This is a genomic window from Nocardiopsis sp. CNR-923 (assembly GCF_001942255.1).
Classification (GTDB): Bacteria; Actinomycetota; Actinomycetes; order Streptosporangiales; family Streptosporangiaceae; genus Nocardiopsis.
This window is the reverse complement of record NZ_MKKC01000153.1, coordinates 14934-33030: the sequence shown is the minus strand read 5'-3', so window position 1 is coordinate 33030 and position 18097 is coordinate 14934. Positions and strand designations below refer to the sequence as shown.

Sequence of the window (18097 nt, the reverse complement as noted above, 5' to 3'; positions counted from 1 at the left end):
TCTCACATGGGAGGACGACTGGCCTCGCGTCCCTCTGACCGCCGTGCCCCCTCGGAGGGCGCGTACGACCGCGAGCGCAACGCCCCGGAGCACCGGGCGCGTCCGGCCCCGGGGCGTTGGTCCCGCGCGCCGGACGGTCCGCGAGACGCGCGTCGAGCCGGTGTCTCAGGACACCGCGGGGATCACCCTGCGGCCGTACACGTCGATGACCCCGTCCACGTCGTCGTGCATCGCGTACACCGCGAATTGGTCGACGCCGGCCTCACGCAGCCGCTCCAGCTTCGCGACGTGCTCCTCCACCGGGCCGACCACGCAGAACCGGTCGACGATGGCGTCGGGCACGAACTCGGTGTCCGGGTTGCCGGACCGGCCGTGGTGGCTGTAGTCGTAGCCCTTCCGGGAGCGGATGTAGTCGGTCAGCTCCTCCGGAACGGCGCCGACCGCTCTCCGTACCGGGTCACCAGATCGGCGACGTGGTTGCCCACCATGCCGCCGAACCACCGGCACTGCTCGCGCGCGTGCGCCAGGCCCTCGGCCGAGCCGTCCGTGACGTAGGCGGGGGCCGCCACGCACACGGTCACGTCGCTCGGATCCCGGCCGGCGTCCGACGCCGCCGACCGCACCGCCTTGACCATCCACTCGGTGAGGTACGGGTCGGCCAGTTGCAGGATGAAGCCGTCGGCGCGGCGGCCGACCAGGTCCAGTGCCCTGGGCCCGTAGGCGCCCATCCACACCGGCAGCGATCCGTCGCTGACCCACGGGATGCGCATCGACGTCCCGTCGACCTCCGTCTCCCGTCCCTCGGCGAGGTCCTTGATCGCTGTCATCGCCTTCTCCAGCCGAGCCAGTGTCGCTGGCTTGCGCCCGGCCACCCGCATCGCCGAGTCGCCGCGACCGATGCCGCACACCGTCCGGTTCCCGAACGTGTCGTTGAGCGTGGCGAAGAGCGAGGCGGTCACCTCCCACGTCCGCGTGCTCGGGTTGGTCACCATCGGTCCGACGACGAGGTTCTCGGTGTGTTCCAGGATCTGGCCGTAGATGACGAACGGTTCCTGCCACAGCACCACGGAGTCGAAGGTCCACCCGTGGGTGAACCCGAGCCCGTCGGCGCGTACCATCCGCTCCACCAGCAGGTTGGCGGGCGGGTCGGTCTGGAGGACGAGTCCGATGTCCATGCTGTCTTCTCTCCTCAGACCAGGTACTGGCAGGTGGACCGGGGCACGTACCGGCCGTGCCCGGCCTCGCCCAGGTAGCTTCCGTCTCGACCACGACGCGTCCGCGCGAGAGCACCGTCCTGGCCCGGCCGGTGACGCGTCGGCCCTCGTAGGCCGAGTAGTCGACGTTCATGTGGTGGGTCTTGGCGGAGATGACCTGTTCGGCGCGGGGATCGTAGACCACGACGTCCGCGTCCGCCCCCGGCGCGACCGTCCCCTTCCGCGGGTGCAGGCCGAACATGCGGGCGGGCGTGGCACAGGCGATCTCGATCCACCGCCGCCTGCTGATGTGCCCGTCCACCACCGCCTGGTGCAGCAGGTCCATCCGGTTCTCCACGCCCGGCATGCCGTTGGGGATCTTGGAGAAGTCGCCCACGCCGAGATCCTTCTGCCCGGTGAAGCAGAACGGGCAGTGGTCGGTGGAGACCACGGACAGGTCGTTCGTGCGCAGCGCCCGCCACAGGAGCTCCTGGTGCTCCCTGGGTCGCAGCGGCGTCGAGCACACGTACTTGGCGCCCTCGAACCCCGGCTCGGCCAGGTTGTCGGTGGACAGGAACAGGTACTGCGGACAGGTCTCGCCGAACACGTTGAGCCCCTTGTCCCGGGCGCGTGCCAGCTCCTCGACCGCCTCGCCCGCCGACACGTGCACCACGTACAACGGCGCTCCCGCCACTCGGGCGAGCTGGATCGCGCGGTGGGTGGCCTCCGACTCCAGCAGAGCCTTGCGGACCTCTCCGTGGTAACGCGGGTCGGTCCTGCCCTCGGCCAGGGCCTGCTCGACCAGCACGTCGATGGCGATGCCGTTCTCCGCGTGCATCATCGTCAGCGCGCCGTTGGCCGCGCCGCGCTGCATCGCGCGCAGGATCTGGCGTCGTCGCTGTAGAAGACACCCGGGTAGGCCATGAACAGCTTGAACGACGTGACGCCCTCGTCGACGAGGCGTCCATCTCCTTGAGCGAGGACTCGTTGACGTCGGACAGGATGGCGTGGAAGGCGTAGTCGATCGCGCACGTCCCTTCGGCCTTGGCCATCCACGCGTCCACTCCGGCGCGGACGGACTGTCCGGGGCTTTGGATCGCGAAGTCGACGATGGTGGTGGTGCCGCCCCAGGCCGCGGCCCGGGTGCCGGTCTCGAAGGTGTCGGCCGACTGGGTGCCGCCGAACGGCATCTCCATGTGGGTGTGCGCGTCCACGCCGCCCGGGATGACGTAGTGGTCGGTCGCGTCGATGACGGCGGCGTCGCCGCGCGTCCAGCTCTCGGCGGTCTCGGTTCCGCGCAGGGCCAGGGCGGCGACCTTTTCGCCCTCGACCAGGACGTCGGCCTCGACCTCCTCCGCCGCGGTGACGACCAGGCCGCCTCGGATCACGGTGCGTCCCATGCTCGCCGCCCCTAACCCTCGGCCAGGGGGCCGTAGGCGTCCGGGCGCCGGTCCCGGAAAAAACGCCCACTGCTGGCGGACCTCGTCGATCATGTCCAGGTCGAGGTCCCGCACGACCAGCTCCGCGGCGGTGTCGGAGGCGACGTCGCCGACGAACTGGCCGCGCGGGTCGACGAAGTAGCTCGTGCCGTAGAAGTCGTTGTCGCCGTACTCCTCGACGCCCACGCGGTTGATCGCGGCGACGAAGTAGGCGTTGGCCACCGCCGACGCGGGCTGCTCCAGCTTCCACAGGTAGGCGGACAGTCCGCGGCTGGTCGCGGACGGGTTGTACACGATCTGGGCGCGCCGAGGCCCAGCGCGCGCCAGCCCTCGGGGAAGTGGCGGTCGTAGCAGATGTAGACGCCGATCCTGCCGACGGCGGTGTCGAAGACCGGCCAGCCGAGGTTGCCGGGGCGGAAGTAGTACTTCTCCCAGAAGCCCTTGACCTGGGGGATGTGGTGCTTGCGGTACTTGCCGAGGTAGCTGCCGTCCGCGTCGATGACGGCGGCGGTGTTGTAGTAGAAGCCCGGCGCCTCGACCTCGAAGACCGGCAGGACCATCACCATGCCGAGTTCCTTGGCCAGGGCCTGGAAGCGGGTGATCGTGGGGCCGTCGGGGACGGGCTCGGCCCAGCGGTGGTGCTCCGCCTCCTGGACCTGGCAGAAGTAGGGGGCGTTGAAGACCTCCTGGAAGCCGATGACCCGCGCCCCCTGCGCGGCGGCGTCGCGCGCGTACTTCTCGTGGGCGGACAGCATGGATTCGGTGTCGCCGGTCCACTCGGTCTGGACGAGTGCGGCACGGACGGTGTGCGGCATGGTTCCCTCGCTCCTCACTGAGCGCCGCCCGGTCTCGGGCGGCCAAGAACGCCTGAAGTGTCCGCGTATGGCCTGTTCGCACGGGTGGTGGGAGCAGGTGGTGCGCGTGCCGTCGCACCCTAAGGAAGAGGGGAATGGCGGGTCAACGTCCGACATTCCCGTGTTCGCGATTCGGCCGCGTCGCGCATATTCGCTAATGTGAAGTTTAGTAAGTAATGTCCGTTTAACGGGCGTGATTGTTCAGAGGAAACGCCAGGTTTGACGCGGATTCTCCGCTGAATTTCAGAGGTCAGCACAGCACGCGAACGAGGGCCGCCGGTGGTGGTCCGGCGGCCCTCGCGGCGGTCGCCCCGGGGGTCGCGTCGAGCGCCCCGACGGGTCAGTCGAGGAGGGACACGTGGGTCTCGTCGCCGCCGTAGGTCTCCGAGCTGACGCCCATGTGGGTGATCGCGCCCGCGTCCGGGACGTCGAAGGCGATCGTCACGCTGGAGAACTCACCCTCGTCGCCCAGCACGACATAGGCGCTGTTCGCGTTGAGCTGGCGGGTGAGATCGTAGTCCTCCTCGTACTGGGTCCCGTCGGCCTCGTAGACGTGCTGCTCGTCCATCCAGAACCAGCTGGCGGCGCCTTCCGCGTCGGCGACGTCGATCTCCACCACGAGGTACTCGCCGGTCGGTGTGTGGCCCTGCAACTCGTGGACGACGTCGGTGCCGGTGATGACGTAGGTCAGGCCCGCGTGCTCGAACTCGCTGCCGATCGTCCACATGTCGGAGGTGTCGATCTCGGAGTCCGCGGGCTCCTCCGGATTCGCGGGGTCCTCCGGATCCTCGCCACCGGGCTCGTCGTTCTGGGCGTTCGCGCCCGGATCCCGGGGCTCGACGCGCGAGTCGTTCCCGTTGAAGACGACCACGAGGAGGACCACGAGCACCACGCCGATGACGAACAGCGCGGCGCAGCCCAGCCCGAGGAAGAGCCACGGCGACTTCTTCTTCTGCTGAGGGTGCTGCTGGCCGTACGGGTTTCCGTAGGGGTCGACCGGCGGGGCGGCGTAGAGGTCTCCGTGGTGCTGGCCGTAGGGGTCCGCGTGCTGCTGCGCGTACGGGTCGCCGGGCTGGCCGTAGGGGGCGCCGCCCTGGTTGTACGGGTCGCCGCCGTGACCGTACGGATCACCCTGGTTGTACGGGTCGCCGGGGGCACCGGGCATCCCCGGGCCGCCCGGAGGAGGGCCCATCGGCGGCTGTCCGCCGGTGGGCGGTCCCATGGGCGGCTGTCCGCCGACGGGGGGTCCCATGGGCGGCTGTCCGCCGGCGGGCGGTCCCATCGGCGGCTGTCCGCCGGTGTGGGGCCCTGCGGGGGCATGCCGGGCGGAGGCCCTTGGTGGGGGCCGTTCGGTGGAGGCTGGCTCATGGCGGTCCTTGGCTTTCTGCCGTGGTGCGGGGCGAACCCGAGCCCGGGGGGAGAGGGTCCCTACCCGTGGTTCGAGTCGAGGCGTCGGCCGGGGGCGCCCGCGATCAGCGGCTGCTCGTTCTGTGTCGGGTCAGACGCCCGCGGGAGCGGATCGGTTCTCCCGCGCGACGTGCCTAGTGTGGGGTCATGGCACGACTGCTCATCGTTCACCACACCGTCTCGCCCGCCACCCAGGAGATGCTGGCGGCGGTGCTCGACGGCGCCCGTACCGACGATATCGAAGGCGTGGAGGTGCGGACCAAGCCAGCCCTGGGCGCGACCGTCCGTGACCTGTTGGAAGTTGACGCGGTGCTGCTCGGGACCCCCGCCAACATCGGCTACATGAGCGGCGCCCTCAAACACTGGTTCGACACGGTGTACTACCCCGCCCAGCCCGACACCGAGGGGCTCCCGTACGCGCTCTTCGTGCACGGGGACAACGACACGTCGGGGGCGGTGCGCGCGGTGGAGTCGATCGCCCAGGGTATGGGGTGGCGACGCCAGCGCCCGCCGGTCCGCGTGACCGGTCAGCCGGACGCCGGCGCCCGTCAGGCGTGCTGGGAACTGGGCGCGGTGATGGCGCTCGCGGCGCTCGGGGAGGCCTGAGACGGCCTGGTCCGGCCACCGCGCGCGTCCGTGACCCCGCCCGTCAACCCGCGGCGGAGGACTGGTAGCGGGCGAGCTGGGCGTGCAGCTGGGCGAGCGCGTAGGAGGTGACACTGTCGCCGGTGGTGGCGGACGAACCCATCTGTTTGCGCACCCACAGCAGGCGTCGGAGGTCTCCTGGCCGTAGTCGCCGTCGACCCCGTACCTGGGCAGGCTGGCGCCCGCGTACTTGAGCATCTGCTGGAGCAGCGTGACGCGGCTGCCAGAGTCGCCGACCTTGAGTCCGAGCATCTCGTCTCCTGATCCTGGGGCTGTTCCCGGGGGTTGGGTGAACGTGCCGTTCTCGACCAGGGCGTAGAGCACGCTCCCCGGACACGAGGTGGACACGAAGTCGCGGTGGCCGAGCACCCTGCCGGACACTCCGTGCCCGGACGTCAACCACCCGCGCAGACGGCGGACGCCGTCGATCTGTGCGTCGGTGGGCCACTCGCCCTCGCCGATCATCAGGGTGACGCTGTAGTAGCCGGAATTGCCCGATCTGGTGCCCTGGGCGGCCTGGTAGCGGAACAGCCCCCGGCCCTCGAAGACGTGACCCTCCACCGAGACACCGAAGCTGTACCCGATGTCGGCCCAGCCGCGTCCGTAGACGTGGTGGTCGCGGGTGCTCTTCCAGTAGGAGACGCACGCGGAGTGGCCGCCGAGGTTGGTCGCGGGTCCGTTGTAGTGGACGACGAGCCCGGACTCGGGGTCGGCGTAGTCGGCGGGGGAGGTCGCTGACCAACCGAAGTAGGACCGCGGGTAGTCGATCACGGGTACCTCCTGCGGGTGGCGGGGGGAGAGGACTCGCTGAGACAGGGCCCCTACGCTGGATCACGAGGTGTTCACTGATTGTCCGCCCAATCGGTGACGATTTCCAGCCCCCAGAACAGGAGATACCGGACGACATGACGTGCCGTTCCGGTGTGGCGCGCCCCACTACCTGCCCAGGGCGCGGCGGATGGTGTCCTGGGCGCGGCGCGTGGCCGGACTGATCCGGGGTGAGGGCCCGCGTCCCGCGGCGACGGCGGTGGCGATGTCGCCGCCCGACGTGCTCCCGGCCGCCTTCAGCTTGGCGCGCAGCGCGTCGGAGGTGACCCCCTGAAGAGCGCTGCGGCCCGCGATGAGAGCGGCCTCCACACCGAGGAGGGGGAACCGGTCCCGGCCGTGGACCCGGGCGGCGCGGAGAAGTTCGTCGGCCGACCGCTTGGCCCGTGTGAACAGTCCCTGGGCGTCGACGTCCCGACCCGCCTCCGCGGCGTCCATGCCCAGTCGGTACAGGTTCGCCGCGTGCTGCGCACGCGTCTCCAGCCTGGTTTGGAGCGCTCGGAGCAGCGCCTCCCGAAGCCGGACGTACGCGTGTGACGGCCCCTCGGGCGCAGCCGGCGACCGCGAGTCCCGTTCCGCCATGACGCCCCCGTTCCCCTACCAGCAGTGGACGGTCTCCGAGAGGATAGCGCCATCCCCGGTTCAGGCCGGAGCAAGGGGCGTGCCCCCGCCCGGAAGTCGGGGGCGGGGGCACGCGGATCGGGAGAGCGGCGGGATCAGAGCCGCTCCCACGCTTCGGTGAGCACCTTGCGCAGGATGCGCTCCATCTCGTCGAAGTGCTCCGGACCGCAGGTCAGCGGCGGTGAGAGCTGCACGACGGGCTCGCCGCGGTCGTCGGCGCGGCAGACCAGACCGGCGTCGAACAGCGCCTGGGACAGGAAGCCCTTGAGCAGGCGGGTCGACTCCTCGGCGGTGAAGACCTCCTTGGTCTCCTTGTCCTTCACCAGCTCGATGCCGTAGAAGAACCCGTCGCCGCGCACGTCGCCGACGATCGGCAGGTCGAGCAGCTTCTCCAGCGTCGCGCGGAACACCGGGGCGTTCTCACGCACGTTGTCGAGGATGCCCTCCTTCTCGAACAGGTCGATGTTGGCGAGCGCGGCGGCGGCGGCGACCGGGTGGCCGGCGAAGGTGACGCCGTGCAGGAAGACGTTGCCCCGTTCCTTGAACGGCTCCATCAGCCGTTCGCGGGCGATCACACCGCCCAGTGGCACGTAACCGCTGGTGGCGCCCTTGGCGAAGGTGATCATGTCCGGCAGGTAGCCGTACTTGGTCGCGCCGAAGTACTCACCGAGGCGGCCGAACGCGCAGATGACCTCGTCGGAGACCATGAGCACGCCGTAGCGGTCGCAGATCTCGCGCACGCGCTGAAGGTAGCCGGGCGGCGGGGGGAAGCAGCCGCCGGAGTTCTGCACCGGCTCGACGAAGACCGCGGCGACGGTGTCCGGGTCGTTCTGCAGGATCGCGTCCTCGATCTGGTCGGCGGCCCAGCGGCCGAAGGCTCGGGGTCGTCGCCGTGCACGGGCGCGCGGTAGAAGTCGGTGTTCGGCACCTGGATCGTGCTCGGCACCAGCGGCTCGAACGGGGTCTTGATGCCCTGGAGCCCGGTGATGGACAGCGCGCCGAGGCTGCTGCCGTGGTAAGCGATCTTGCGGCTGATCACCTTGTGCCGGAGCGGCTCACCGACGGCTTTGAAGTACTGGCGGGCGAGTTTCCAGGCGGACTCGACGGCCTCCGAACCGCTGGTGGTGAAGAAGACGCGGTTCAGGTCGCCGGGGGCGAGGCCGGCGAGCCGGTCGGCCAACTCGACGGCCTCGGGTGGGCGTAGGTCCAGATCGGGAAGTAGGCGAGTTCCCTGGCCTGCTCAGCGATGGCGTCCGCGATCTCCGTGCGGCCGTGTCCGGCCTGGGAGACGAACAGCCCGGCGAGGCCGTCCAGGTACTTCTTGCCGTTCGAGTCGTAGACGTGGACGCCCTCGCCGCGGGTGATGACGGGGACGTCGGCATCGTCGTAGGCGGCCATCTCCGTGAAGTGCATCCACAGGTGGTCCTTGGCGGCCCGCTGGACTTCCTGCGGGCTCAGGCTCGCTGCCACTTGGTGCTCCCATGATCGCTGGGTGGGTGCGGGGACCGTGTGGAAGGTCGGTCGACCCGTGGGCCCCTGCAAGGACCCGCTACAGAAATAGTCGCATGCGGGACGATTTTGTCAAGTATCCGTCGCGAAACACAACCTTTACGACGGAATCCCTTGATCTTGCGCTCGTTGAGTGGCAACGTGACCTGAGACACCAACATCGCGCGCGAATGTGCTTGACCAGCCAAGGGAGCAGAAGTGACCGAGAGGCACGACCTCGACCATCTCAGGAACTTCGTCAACGGGGAGTACGTCGACACGATCGACGGGATCCGCGCCGACATCGTCGACCCGTCGACCGGCGAGGTCTTCGCCACGGCTCCCGTCTCGTCCGCCGCCGACGTCGACCACGCCTTCAAGGTCGCCCAGCGCGCGTTCGACGACGGCTGGCGCGACACCACCCCGGCCCAGCGCCAGATCGCCCTCAACCGGTTCGCCGACGCCGTCGAGGCGCGCGCCGACGAGCTGGTCGCGGCCGAGGTGCGCAACTGCGGCAAACCCGTGGCGCTGACCAAGAGCGAGGAGATCGCCCAGGTCCTGGACGCGCTCCGGTTCTTCGCCGGTGCGGCGCGCAACCTGGAGGGCCGCGCCGCGGGCGAGTACATGGCCGACCACACCTCGTGGATCCGCCGGGAGCCGATCGGCGTCGTCGGGCAGATCTCGCCGTGGAACTATCCGATGGCGATGGCGGCGTGGAAGATCGGCCCCGCGCTGGCGGCGGGCAACACCGTCGTCCTCAAGCCCTCGGACACCACACCGGTCTCCACCCTGCTGCTCGCCGAGATCGCGTCCGAGTTCCTCCCCGCGGGCGTGTTCAACGTGGTCTGCGGCGACCGCGACACCGGACGCGCACTGGTCGACCACAAGATCCCCCAGCTCATCTCGCTGACCGGCTCCACCCGTGCCGGGTTCGAGGTCGCGCAGGCCGGATCCCGCGACCTCAAGCGCCTCCACCTGGAGCTGGGCGGAAAGGCGCCGGTCATCGTCTTCGACGACGCCGACGTCGAGCGCGCCGCCGCCGGGATCGCCGAGGCGGGTTTCTTCAACGCGGGCCAGGACTGCACGGCCGCCACCCGCGTCCTCGCCGCGCCGGGCATCCACGACGACTTCGCCGCCGCCCTCGCCGAGCAGGCGCGCGGCACCGTGACCGCTCCGCCGAGCAACCCCGACGCGCTGTTCGGCCCGGTCAACAACGCGGGCCAGCTCGCCCGGGTCAGCGGGTTCGTCGAGCGCGCCCCGGATCACGCCGAGATCCTCGCCGGCGGTCAGCGGGTCGGCGACGAGGGCTACTTCTACGCGCCCACGGTCGTGTCCGGCCTGCGACAGGGCGACGAACTGGTGACCGACGAGATCTTCGGCCCGGTCATCACCGTCCAGCGGTTCACCGACGAGGACACCGCCGTCCGCTGGGCCAACTCGGTCGAGTACGGCCTGGCGTCCAGCGTCTGGACCAGGGACCACGCCCGGGCGCTGCGGGTCTCGCGCCGCCTCGACTTCGGCTGCGTGTGGATCAACACCCACATCCCGATCACCGCGGAGATGCCGCACGGCGGCTTCAAGCACTCCGGCTACGGCAAGGACCTGTCGATGTACTCCTTCGACGAGTACACGCGGATCAAGCACGTCATGAGCTACATCGGTGACTGACCCGGAGTCCGGCCCGGCGGACGCCCGGGACCCCGGCCGGGCCTCCGCCCGGCCGGGCGAGCCGCCCGAGCGGCATTCCCCAAGACCAGGAACGAGAGCTGACAGGAGCCTCCCCGTGATGGCCACAAGCACCACGACACCTCCGCCCGAGCGCCCGCCGGGACCTCGGCCCCGGCTCAGGCCCCGGCCATCAGTCTGGAGGGCGTGACCAAGTCCTTCCGCTCGGGTTCGGAGACGGTCACGGCCGTGACCGGGGTCGACCTGGCCATCGCCGAGGGGGAGTTCTTCTCGCTGCTCGGACCGTCGGGCTGCGGCAAGACGACCACCATGCGGATGATCGCCGGGTTCGAGGAGCCGACCGGGGGAGTCGTCCGGCTCGACGGCCGCGACGTCACCGGTGTCCCGGCCCACCACCGCGACGTCAACATGGTCTTCCAGAGCTACGCGCTCTTCCCGCACATGAGCGTCGCCGACAACGTGGCGTTCGGACTCCGGCGGCGCGGCGTCGATAAGGCGCAGATCCGGTCGCGGGTGGCGGAGATGCTCGACCTCGTGGAGCTGGGCCACCGCGGCAAGCACCGGCCCTCCCAGCTGTCCGGCGGCCAGCAGCAGCGGGTCGCGCTGGCCCGCGCGCTGGTCAACCAGCCCGGCGCGCTCCTGCTCGACGAGCCCCTGGGCGCGCTGGACCTCAAGCTCCGCCAGTCCATGCAGGTCGAGCTCAAGCGCATCCAGCGCGAGGTCGGCATCACCTTCGTCTACGTCACGCACGACCAGGGCGAGGCACTGACGATGTCGGACCGCATCGCGGTGATGAACCGCGGCGGCGTCGAGCAGCTCGGCACACCCGCCGAGATCTACGAGCACCCCGCCACACGGTTCGTCGCCGACTTCATCGGCACCAGCAACCTGCTCACCGGGACGGTCGGGGGCCGCACGGACGCGGGGACGTGGCGGGTCGAGGTCGGGGACGGCGCGACCGCCCTGGCCGCCGAGCTGCCCGACGGCGCCGAGGCGGGCGCCGAGGTTCACCTGACCGTGCGACCGGAGAAGGTCCGCATCTCGGTGGACGAGCCCGAGGGCGCCGTCAGCCGGTTGCCCGGCACGGTCACCGAGACCGTCTACCTCGGCTCGGCCACGCACTACCAGGTCGACATCGGCTCCGACCAGAGGATCACCGTCTACCAGCAGAACACCTCGGGCTCCGGCCTCGTCGCCGAACGCGGCGAACGGGTGTGGCTGTCCTGGACGCCCGATCACTCCTACGCGCTGACCGACTGACGCGACCCCGACCGGGCCGACCCGGTCCCGACCCGGTCCCGACCCGGTCCACCGGGTCACCACAGCCGCATCCCCCGACCAGAAGCAGGGAACAGACGACATGAACCACCGCTCACGCCCGACGCCCGATCCTTCCCTCCAGCGCGGACTCGCCCGCCGCCGACGGCGCGGCTCACTCGCCACGCCCGGCATCACCCGCCGGGGCACCCTCCAGGCGAGCGGCCTCGCCGCGGCGGCGCTCGCCCTCTCCGCCTGCGGCGTGCAGGGCCAGCAGCGCGATCCCGCGCAGGACGCCGACTTCTGGGAGGGCAAGGAGCGGACCGGTTCCCTGCGGTTCGCCAACTGGCCGCTGTACATGGACTCGGACCGCACGCAGCTCCTGCAGTTCACCGAGTCCACCGGCACCGAGGTGGTGTACAAGGAGGACGTGCAGGAGGCGGCGCCGTTCTTCGGGCAGATCCAACCCAAGCTGGCCAACGGCGACGACACCGGCTACGACATGTTCGTCCTGCCCAACGGCTTCGAACTGGCCAAGCTCATCGAGCTGGGCTACCTCGTGCAGTTGGACCACACCCGGCTGCCCAACTTCACGGAGTACGCGGGCGAGGCCTACAAGAACACCACCTACGACCCGGGCAACCGCTACACGGTCCCCTACGCCTCGGGCATCACCGGCATCGCCTACAACCCGGAGTTCGTCGACCGGGAGATCACGAGCATCGCCGACCTGTGGGACCCGGAGTTCGCGGGCAAGGTCGGGATGATGTCCGACGCCCAGGAGATCGCCAACTTCGGGCTGCTCCGCAACGGAGTCAACCCGGCCGACTCGACCCCGCAGGACTGGGAGGCGGCCGCCGAGGCGTTGCGCGAGCAGCGCGACGCCGGGATCGTGCGCGCCTACTACCAGCAGGACTTCATCCAGCCGCTGACCAACGGCGACCTGTGGATGACCATGGCCTTCTCCGGCGACATCTACCAGCAGAACGCCGAGGAGGGGACGAACCTCAAGTTCGTCGTCCCCGAGGAGGGCGCCACGCTCTGGACGGACTGCATGATGATCCCCTTCACCTCGCAGGCGCCGGTCGACGCGATCGAGCTGATGAACTTCCTGTACGAGCCGGAGATCAACGCCGGACTCACGGAGTACATCGCCTACATCACGCCGATCCCCTACGTGCAGGAGGTCATCGCCGAGTGGGCCGCCTCCGAGAGCGGCACCGAACGTGGTCAGGCCCTGGCCGAGATGGCCGAGAGCCCGCTCGTGTTCCCGACGGAGGAGGAGTACCAGCGGCTGCACAACTACGTGAACACGCCCGCCGCCGAACAGGACGAGTTCGCCTCGCTCTTCCACGCCGTCACGCAGAGCTGAGCGCCATGAGCAACCGCGAGTACACGCCGTACGTGCTGGTCCTGCCAGCATGGGTCTGGCTGGCCCTGTTCTTCGTCGTCCCCATCGGCGGGATGCTGTCGCTGTCGCTGACCACCGGCGACGTGATCACCGGTTTCCAGCAGTCCTTCGAGGTGGGCAACTACGTCGACGCCGTCTCCACGTACTGGGAGCAGATCGTCCGCTCCCTGTTCTACGGGGCCTGCGCGACCGTGCTGTGCGTCGTCATCGGCTACCCGATGGCCTACTGGATCGCCTTCCGGGGCGGGACGCACAAGTCCACGTACCTGCTGCTGATCCTGCTCCCGTTCTTCGTGTCGTTCGTGCTGCGGACCATCTCGTGGCGGTTCCTGCTCGCCGACAACGGCGTCCTGCTGGGCCCGCTGAAGTCGATCGGGCTGATCCCGGCCGACCTGGCGGTGCTCAACTCCTCGCCCGCGGTCATCCTGGGCCTGGCCTACAACTTCCTGCCGTTCATGGTCCTGCCGATCTACGCGGTCCTGGAACGGATGGACGCACGGATCGTCGAGGCGGCCCACGACCTGTACGCGGGCCGGATCCAGGCGTTCCTCAGGGTGATCCTGCCGGTGTCGCTGCCCGGTGTGTTCGCCGGAGTGCTGATGACCTTCATCCCGACCAGCTCCGACTACATCAACTCGTCGGTCCTGGGCGGCACGCACAACACGATGATCGGCAACGTCATCCAGACCCAGTACCTGGTCAACAACAACTACCCGATCGCCTCGGCGATCACCTTCGTCCTCATGGGGCTGCTGCTGGTCGGCATCTTCAGCTACGCGCGGGCCCTGGGAACCGAAAGGGTCATGGAGGTGCACACGTGAGCACCGGTGTCGACACACCCACGGTGTCCGGAGGGGCCGTCCCGGGCGGTCCCGGGGCCGCCGGCGGAACGCGGCCCGCGCGTGCGCGACGGCGGACCGACTGGGGCCGCGTCTACACGATCGCGGTCCTGGCGTGGCTGTTCCTGCCGATCCTGTTCATGGTCGCGTTCAGCTTCAACGACCCGGCCGGGCGGCACAACATCACCTGGCAGGGGTTCACGTTCCGCTGGTACCAGGACGCCCTGGCCTACCCGGACCTGAACCAGGCGATGTTCAACTCGGTGTCCATCGCGCTCCTGACGATGGTGATCTCCGGCGCGCTGGGCACCCTGCTCGGACTGGCGCTGGGCCGCTACACCTTCCGGGGCAAGCAGCTCACCAACCTGGTGATGTTCTCGGCGATCAGCGCGCCCGAGGTGGTCGTCGGCGCCGCCCTGCTGTCCACGTTCCTCATGATGAACGTGACGACGGGCTACTGGACGACCGTCGTGTCGCACGTGATGTTCTGTGTGTCCTTCGTGGCCATCACGGTGCGGGCACGCGTGATCACGCTGGACCCGCGCATGGAGGAGGCCGCGCGCGACCTGGGCGCCGGGCCGTTCACCACGTTCCGCCTGGTGACGCTCCCGCTGCTGTTCCCCGCGGTGATGTCGGGCGGGCTGCTGGCCTTCGCGCTGTCCATCGACGACTACATCATCACCTCGTTCGTCAGCGGTGACGTGACGACCTTCCCGTTGTGGATCTGGGGCGCCACCCGCGTGGGCATCCCGCCGCAGGTCAACGTGATGGGCACACTGCTGTTCCTGGTGGGTGTGACCCTGGCGGTGGTCAACGTGATCAACAGCCGGCGCAAGCGGTGAGCGGGGCGGGCGCGCCCGCGGGGACGCCCGCCCCGACAGAGGACCCCCGCCGTGGTCACATTCGAAGATCCCGGATCCCGAGTGCGTCGCACGCGCGGTCGGGGAGACGGACCGGCGCCGACGGCGCCGGACCTCCTCCCCTCCCCAGACCGGGGACCCGTGCCCGCCGGCGGTCGGCGGACACGGTCATCGACAGACGGAGTGATAACCCATGGCCGACGGAGCGACCGCGCGAGCGGAGAGAGCGCTGAAGAACGCTCGCCCGAAGGTCTTCTGGCTGGATCCGGAGATCGAGGGCCACGACCTGCCCGAGCCGGCGCCGCCCCTGACCGGTGACGTGCACGCTGACCTCGTCGTGGTCGGTGGCGGGTTCAGCGGACTGTGGACCGCGCTCATCGCCAAGGAACGCGACCCGGGGCGAGACGTGGCGCTGGTGGAGGCCAGAACCGCCGGATGGGCCGCCTCCGGGCGCAACGGCGGATTCTGTGCGGCCAGCCTCACGCACGGGTACGACAACGGGGCCGAGCGCTGGCCCGAGGAGATCGCCGAGCTGGAGCGGCAGGGACGTGCCAACCTCGACGGGATCGAGGAGGCGGTTCGGCGGTACGGGATCGAGTGCGAGTTCGAGCGCACCGGGGAGATCCTCGCCGCCACGGCGCCGTGGCAGGCGGAGGGATTCGAGGAGTCGGCGGCGGCCCTGCACGCGCTGGGGTACCGGGCCCAGGTGTGGGACGCCGAGCGGATGCGCCAGGAGGTGGACTCGCCCACCTACGTCGGCGCGCTGCACGAACCCGACGCGGTCGCCATGATTCACCCGGCCAAGCTGGCGTGGGGCCTGCGGGCCGCGTGCCTGGAGTTGGGCGTGCGGATCTTCGAGGACACGCCGGTGCGCGCGATCCGGTCCACGCACGTCGGGCTGCGGCTGGAGACGAGCGGGGGAGCGCTGCACGCCCCGAAGGTCGCCTGGGGCACGGGAGCCTTCCCGGGTCCGCTGCGCCGACTGAGGCACTACCTCGCCCCCGTGTACGACTACGCGCTGATGACCGAACCGCTGAGCGACGAGCAGATGGCGTCGATCGGGTGGAAGGCACGCCAGGGCCTGAGCGACGCGTCGAACTTCTTCCACTACTACCGGCTGACCGCGGACAACCGGATCCTGTGGGGTGGGTACGACGTCGTGCACCACTACGGGGGCGCGGTGCGCCCGGAGCACGACCAGCGGCCGGAGACCTTCCAGAAGCTGGCGGAGCACTTCTTCGAGAACTTCCCGCAGCTGGAGGGCGTGCGGTTCACGCACACCTGGGGTGGGGTGATCGACACGTGCAGCCGGTTCTCCGGGTTCTTCGGCACCGCGTACAGGGGGCGGCTGGCCTACGCCGTCGGGTACACGGGCCTGGGGGTGGGGGCGACGCGCTTCGGCGCGCAGGTGATGCTCGACAGGCTCGACGGACTGGACACCGAACGCACGCGGCTGCGGATGGTGCGGGAGAAGCCGCTGCCGTTCCCGCCGGAGCCGGTGCGCTCGCTGGGCATCGGGCTGACGCTGCGCGCGACGGCCGCCGCCGACCGGAACGACGGCAGGAGGAACCTCTGGCTGCGGGCCCTGGACGCGATGGGTCTGGGTTTCGACAGCTAGTGTCTCGACCATGGAGGTCGGTGACATCCGTCCCGCCTGACACTCAGCGCGAGGGCCCTCGGCACCGGTGTGGATCGCGACCCCGGCTCCGTGTCCGGCGCCCTGCCGGAAAGGAACGGGTAAGGCCGGGTCAGGGTTGTCCCGGGCGGTACGCGGTGCGGCGTGGCGTTGCCCCCCAATCGCACCCCTTGGGGCACGATGGCGGAGTCCGCCCGATCAGGTCCACCGCGTGGCCGCCCACCGGCCCGAGTTCCCAGGCCGCGCGGTGCCGGCGTTCGAGGGCCCGGAGCCCGAAGGGGGTTCCGGGCACGGCGCCGCCGCGTCAGTACCCGCGCCAGGCGCCCTGGTGGTACTCGATCACGCTCGGCCGCATCAGGGTGGACGCCTCCACACCGGGGTCGCGCCGGTCCCGTGGGAACACGAGCGCGGCGGCGAGCAGGTCGTCGTCGAGGAAGCGCAGCGGCGGCGCGTCGTCGGGCAGGGCCGGGGCCGGCGCCCCACCCGTGGTGGCTAGGTAGAACCCCCAGTTTCCGAACGAGGGCACGTCCACGTTGTACGGGGTGGCCGCCAGCCCGGCCTCCTCCAGGGTGTGGCCCACGCTCCAGAACGCCTCCGGTGCGAAGAACGGCGACCCGGCCTGCACGACGAGCCGGCCGTTCTCGGGGAGGGCCTCGGCGACCAGCGCGTAGAACTCCGCGGAGTACAGCTTCGAGGTGCCGACGTCGTCCCCGTCCGGAAGGTCGGCGACCACCGCGTCGAACTCCCGCCCGTTCTCCCGGAGCCAACGGAAGGCGTCGGTGTGCACCACCCGCACGCGAGGGTCCTCGAACGAGTCCCCGTTGAGGTCGCTGATCACGGGGTCGGTGGACGCCAGTTCCACGACGGCCGGGTCGAGGTCGACGACGGTCACCGAGGACACGTCGTCGTAGGCCAGGATCTCCCGCAGGGCAAGGCCGTCGCCGCCGCCCAGCACGAGTACGTCCGCGCGGGGCCCGTCCATCACCGGGTGGATCAGCGACTCGTGGTAGCGGTACTCGTCCAGGGACGAGAACTGGAGCGACCCGTTCAGGAACATCCGCACGTCGTCGCCGTCCAGGGACCGCGTGAGCACGATCTCCTGGTACTCCGACCGCTCGGCGTGCACGATCGGATCGCGGTACAGGGCTTGGCGCGCGTCGACCTCGAACTGGTCGGCGTAGGCGAAGGCCAGTCCGAGCGCCCCCAGGACCACGATCAGCCCGCAGGTCAGCGCCGCGTACGCGCGTCTGCCCAGTTGGGAGCGGAACAGCCACAGCACGACCGCCACCCCCACCACGGCGTTGAGCGCGCCGACCGTGACGGAGCCCTTGGGCAGGCCCAGGAGGGGGAGCAGCAGGAAGGGGAAGGCCAGTCCGCCGAGGAGACCGCCGACGTAGTCCGCCGCGAACAGGTCGGCGACCGCCTCGGAGGCGTCCTGTTTGCGGATCCGCTGGATGAGCGTCATCAACAGCGGGATCTCCACACCGATCAGCGCGCCGATGACGAACGCGAGCAGGACCAGCGCGGGCTGGTAGGCGGAGAACCAGGCGAACGCCCCGTACAGCAGCAGGACCGACAGGCCGCCGACCAGCGACAGCAACCCCTCCACGACCGCGAACGACAGCGCCGGGTTGCCCTGGAGCCGCTTTGACAGCAGCGAGCCGACCCCCATGGCGAACACCATCACCGACAGCACCACGGAGGCCTGGGTGATGGTGTCGCCGAGCAGGTAGCTGCCGATCGCCACCAGCGCCAACTCGTAGACCAGACCGCACGCGGCGCAGACGAACACCGCCGTCAGCACCAGGAACCGCGCCACGCGGGGCGGGACCGGCAGTCTGGTCGAGGGTCTGGTGGAGGTCTCGGTCAACGGAACATGCCTCACTCTGCGGGGTGGCCGACCGGATTCCGGGGTCGGCCCGGGTGGTGGTCCTCG

10 protein-coding genes and 5 pseudogenes are annotated in these 18097 nt (G+C 70.0%); 7 read left to right on the top strand and 8 right to left on the bottom strand.

What is annotated here, in order from left to right:
* Positions 1-165: 165 nt before the first annotated feature.
* The 4 genes and pseudogenes from BJF83_RS25205 to BJF83_RS25190 all read right to left on the bottom strand — a co-directional run bounded on the left by BJF83_RS25205 (position 166) and on the right by BJF83_RS25190 (position 4651).
* Positions 166-1175: pseudogene (locus tag BJF83_RS25205) on the bottom strand (TIGR03842 family LLM class F420-dependent oxidoreductase).
* 14 nt (positions 1176-1189) lie between these two features.
* Positions 1190-2593, bottom strand: a pseudogene (gene hydA, locus BJF83_RS25200) (dihydropyrimidinase).
* Between the two features lie 132 nt (positions 2594-2725).
* A pseudogene (locus tag BJF83_RS25195) lies at positions 2726-3387 on the bottom strand (nitrilase-related carbon-nitrogen hydrolase); the annotation flags it as partial.
* Positions 3388-3826: 439 nt separating this feature from the next.
* Positions 3827-4651, bottom strand: coding sequence for a hypothetical protein (locus tag BJF83_RS25190; protein ID WP_075928281.1), 825 nt, complete (start codon positions 4649-4651; stop codon positions 3827-3829).
* Between the two features lie 389 nt (positions 4652-5040).
* Between BJF83_RS25190 and BJF83_RS25185 the strand changes: the two genes are divergently transcribed.
* Positions 5041-5499 (top strand): flavodoxin family protein, encoded by a 459-nt coding sequence (locus BJF83_RS25185; RefSeq protein WP_075928280.1) that lies wholly within the window; start codon positions 5041-5043, stop codon positions 5497-5499.
* Between the two features lie 426 nt (positions 5500-5925).
* On the opposite strand, the pseudogene BJF83_RS30145 reads toward BJF83_RS25185, so the two are convergent.
* The 3 genes and pseudogenes from BJF83_RS30145 to BJF83_RS25170 all read right to left on the bottom strand — a co-directional run.
* Positions 5926-6309: pseudogene (locus BJF83_RS30145) on the bottom strand (N-acetylmuramoyl-L-alanine amidase); the annotation flags it as partial.
* A 165-nt stretch (positions 6310-6474) separates the two neighbouring features.
* Positions 6475-6945, bottom strand: coding sequence for a hypothetical protein (locus tag BJF83_RS25175; protein WP_075928279.1), 471 nt, complete (start codon positions 6943-6945; stop codon positions 6475-6477).
* Positions 6946-7079: 134 nt separating this feature from the next.
* A pseudogene (locus BJF83_RS25170) lies at positions 7080-8397 on the bottom strand (aspartate aminotransferase family protein).
* Between the two features lie 294 nt (positions 8398-8691).
* Between BJF83_RS25170 and BJF83_RS25165 the strand changes: the two are divergent.
* The 6 genes from BJF83_RS25165 (at position 8692) to BJF83_RS25140 (ending at position 16143) form a co-directional block, all read left to right on the top strand.
* A complete protein-coding gene (locus tag BJF83_RS25165) occupies positions 8692-10140 on the top strand; it encodes a gamma-aminobutyraldehyde dehydrogenase (protein WP_075928278.1) in 1449 nt (482 codons plus the stop codon).
* A gap of 189 nt (positions 10141-10329) precedes the next feature.
* On the top strand, positions 10330-11418 hold the full coding sequence (locus BJF83_RS25160; RefSeq protein ID WP_075928277.1) for an ABC transporter ATP-binding protein: 1089 nt from the start codon (positions 10330-10332) through the stop codon (positions 11416-11418).
* Between the two features lie 100 nt (positions 11419-11518).
* A complete protein-coding gene (locus tag BJF83_RS25155; RefSeq protein WP_187347218.1) occupies positions 11519-12787 on the top strand; it encodes a PotD/PotF family extracellular solute-binding protein in 1269 nt (422 codons plus the stop codon).
* 5 nt (positions 12788-12792) lie between these two features.
* Positions 12793-13647: an ABC transporter permease gene (locus tag BJF83_RS25150; RefSeq protein WP_075928276.1), complete on the top strand. Its 855-nt coding sequence runs from the start codon at positions 12793-12795 to the stop codon at positions 13645-13647.
* Positions 13644-14507: an ABC transporter permease gene (locus BJF83_RS25145; protein ID WP_394329386.1), complete on the top strand. Its 864-nt coding sequence runs from the start codon at positions 13644-13646 to the stop codon at positions 14505-14507. Before BJF83_RS25150 ends, BJF83_RS25145 begins: the two co-directional genes overlap by 4 nt.
* Positions 14508-14718: 211 nt before the next feature.
* Positions 14719-16143 carry an FAD-binding oxidoreductase gene (locus tag BJF83_RS25140; RefSeq protein ID WP_075928275.1) on the top strand — a complete coding sequence of 475 codons (1425 nt, stop codon included), beginning with the start codon at positions 14719-14721 and terminating at the stop codon, positions 16141-16143.
* 322 nt (positions 16144-16465) lie between these two features.
* On the opposite strand, the gene BJF83_RS25135 is transcribed toward BJF83_RS25140, so the two are convergent.
* Positions 16466-18031, bottom strand: a complete 1566-nt coding sequence (locus BJF83_RS25135) for a polyamine aminopropyltransferase (RefSeq protein WP_075928274.1) — start codon at positions 18029-18031, stop codon at positions 16466-16468.
* Positions 18032-18097: the final 66 nt, after the last annotated feature.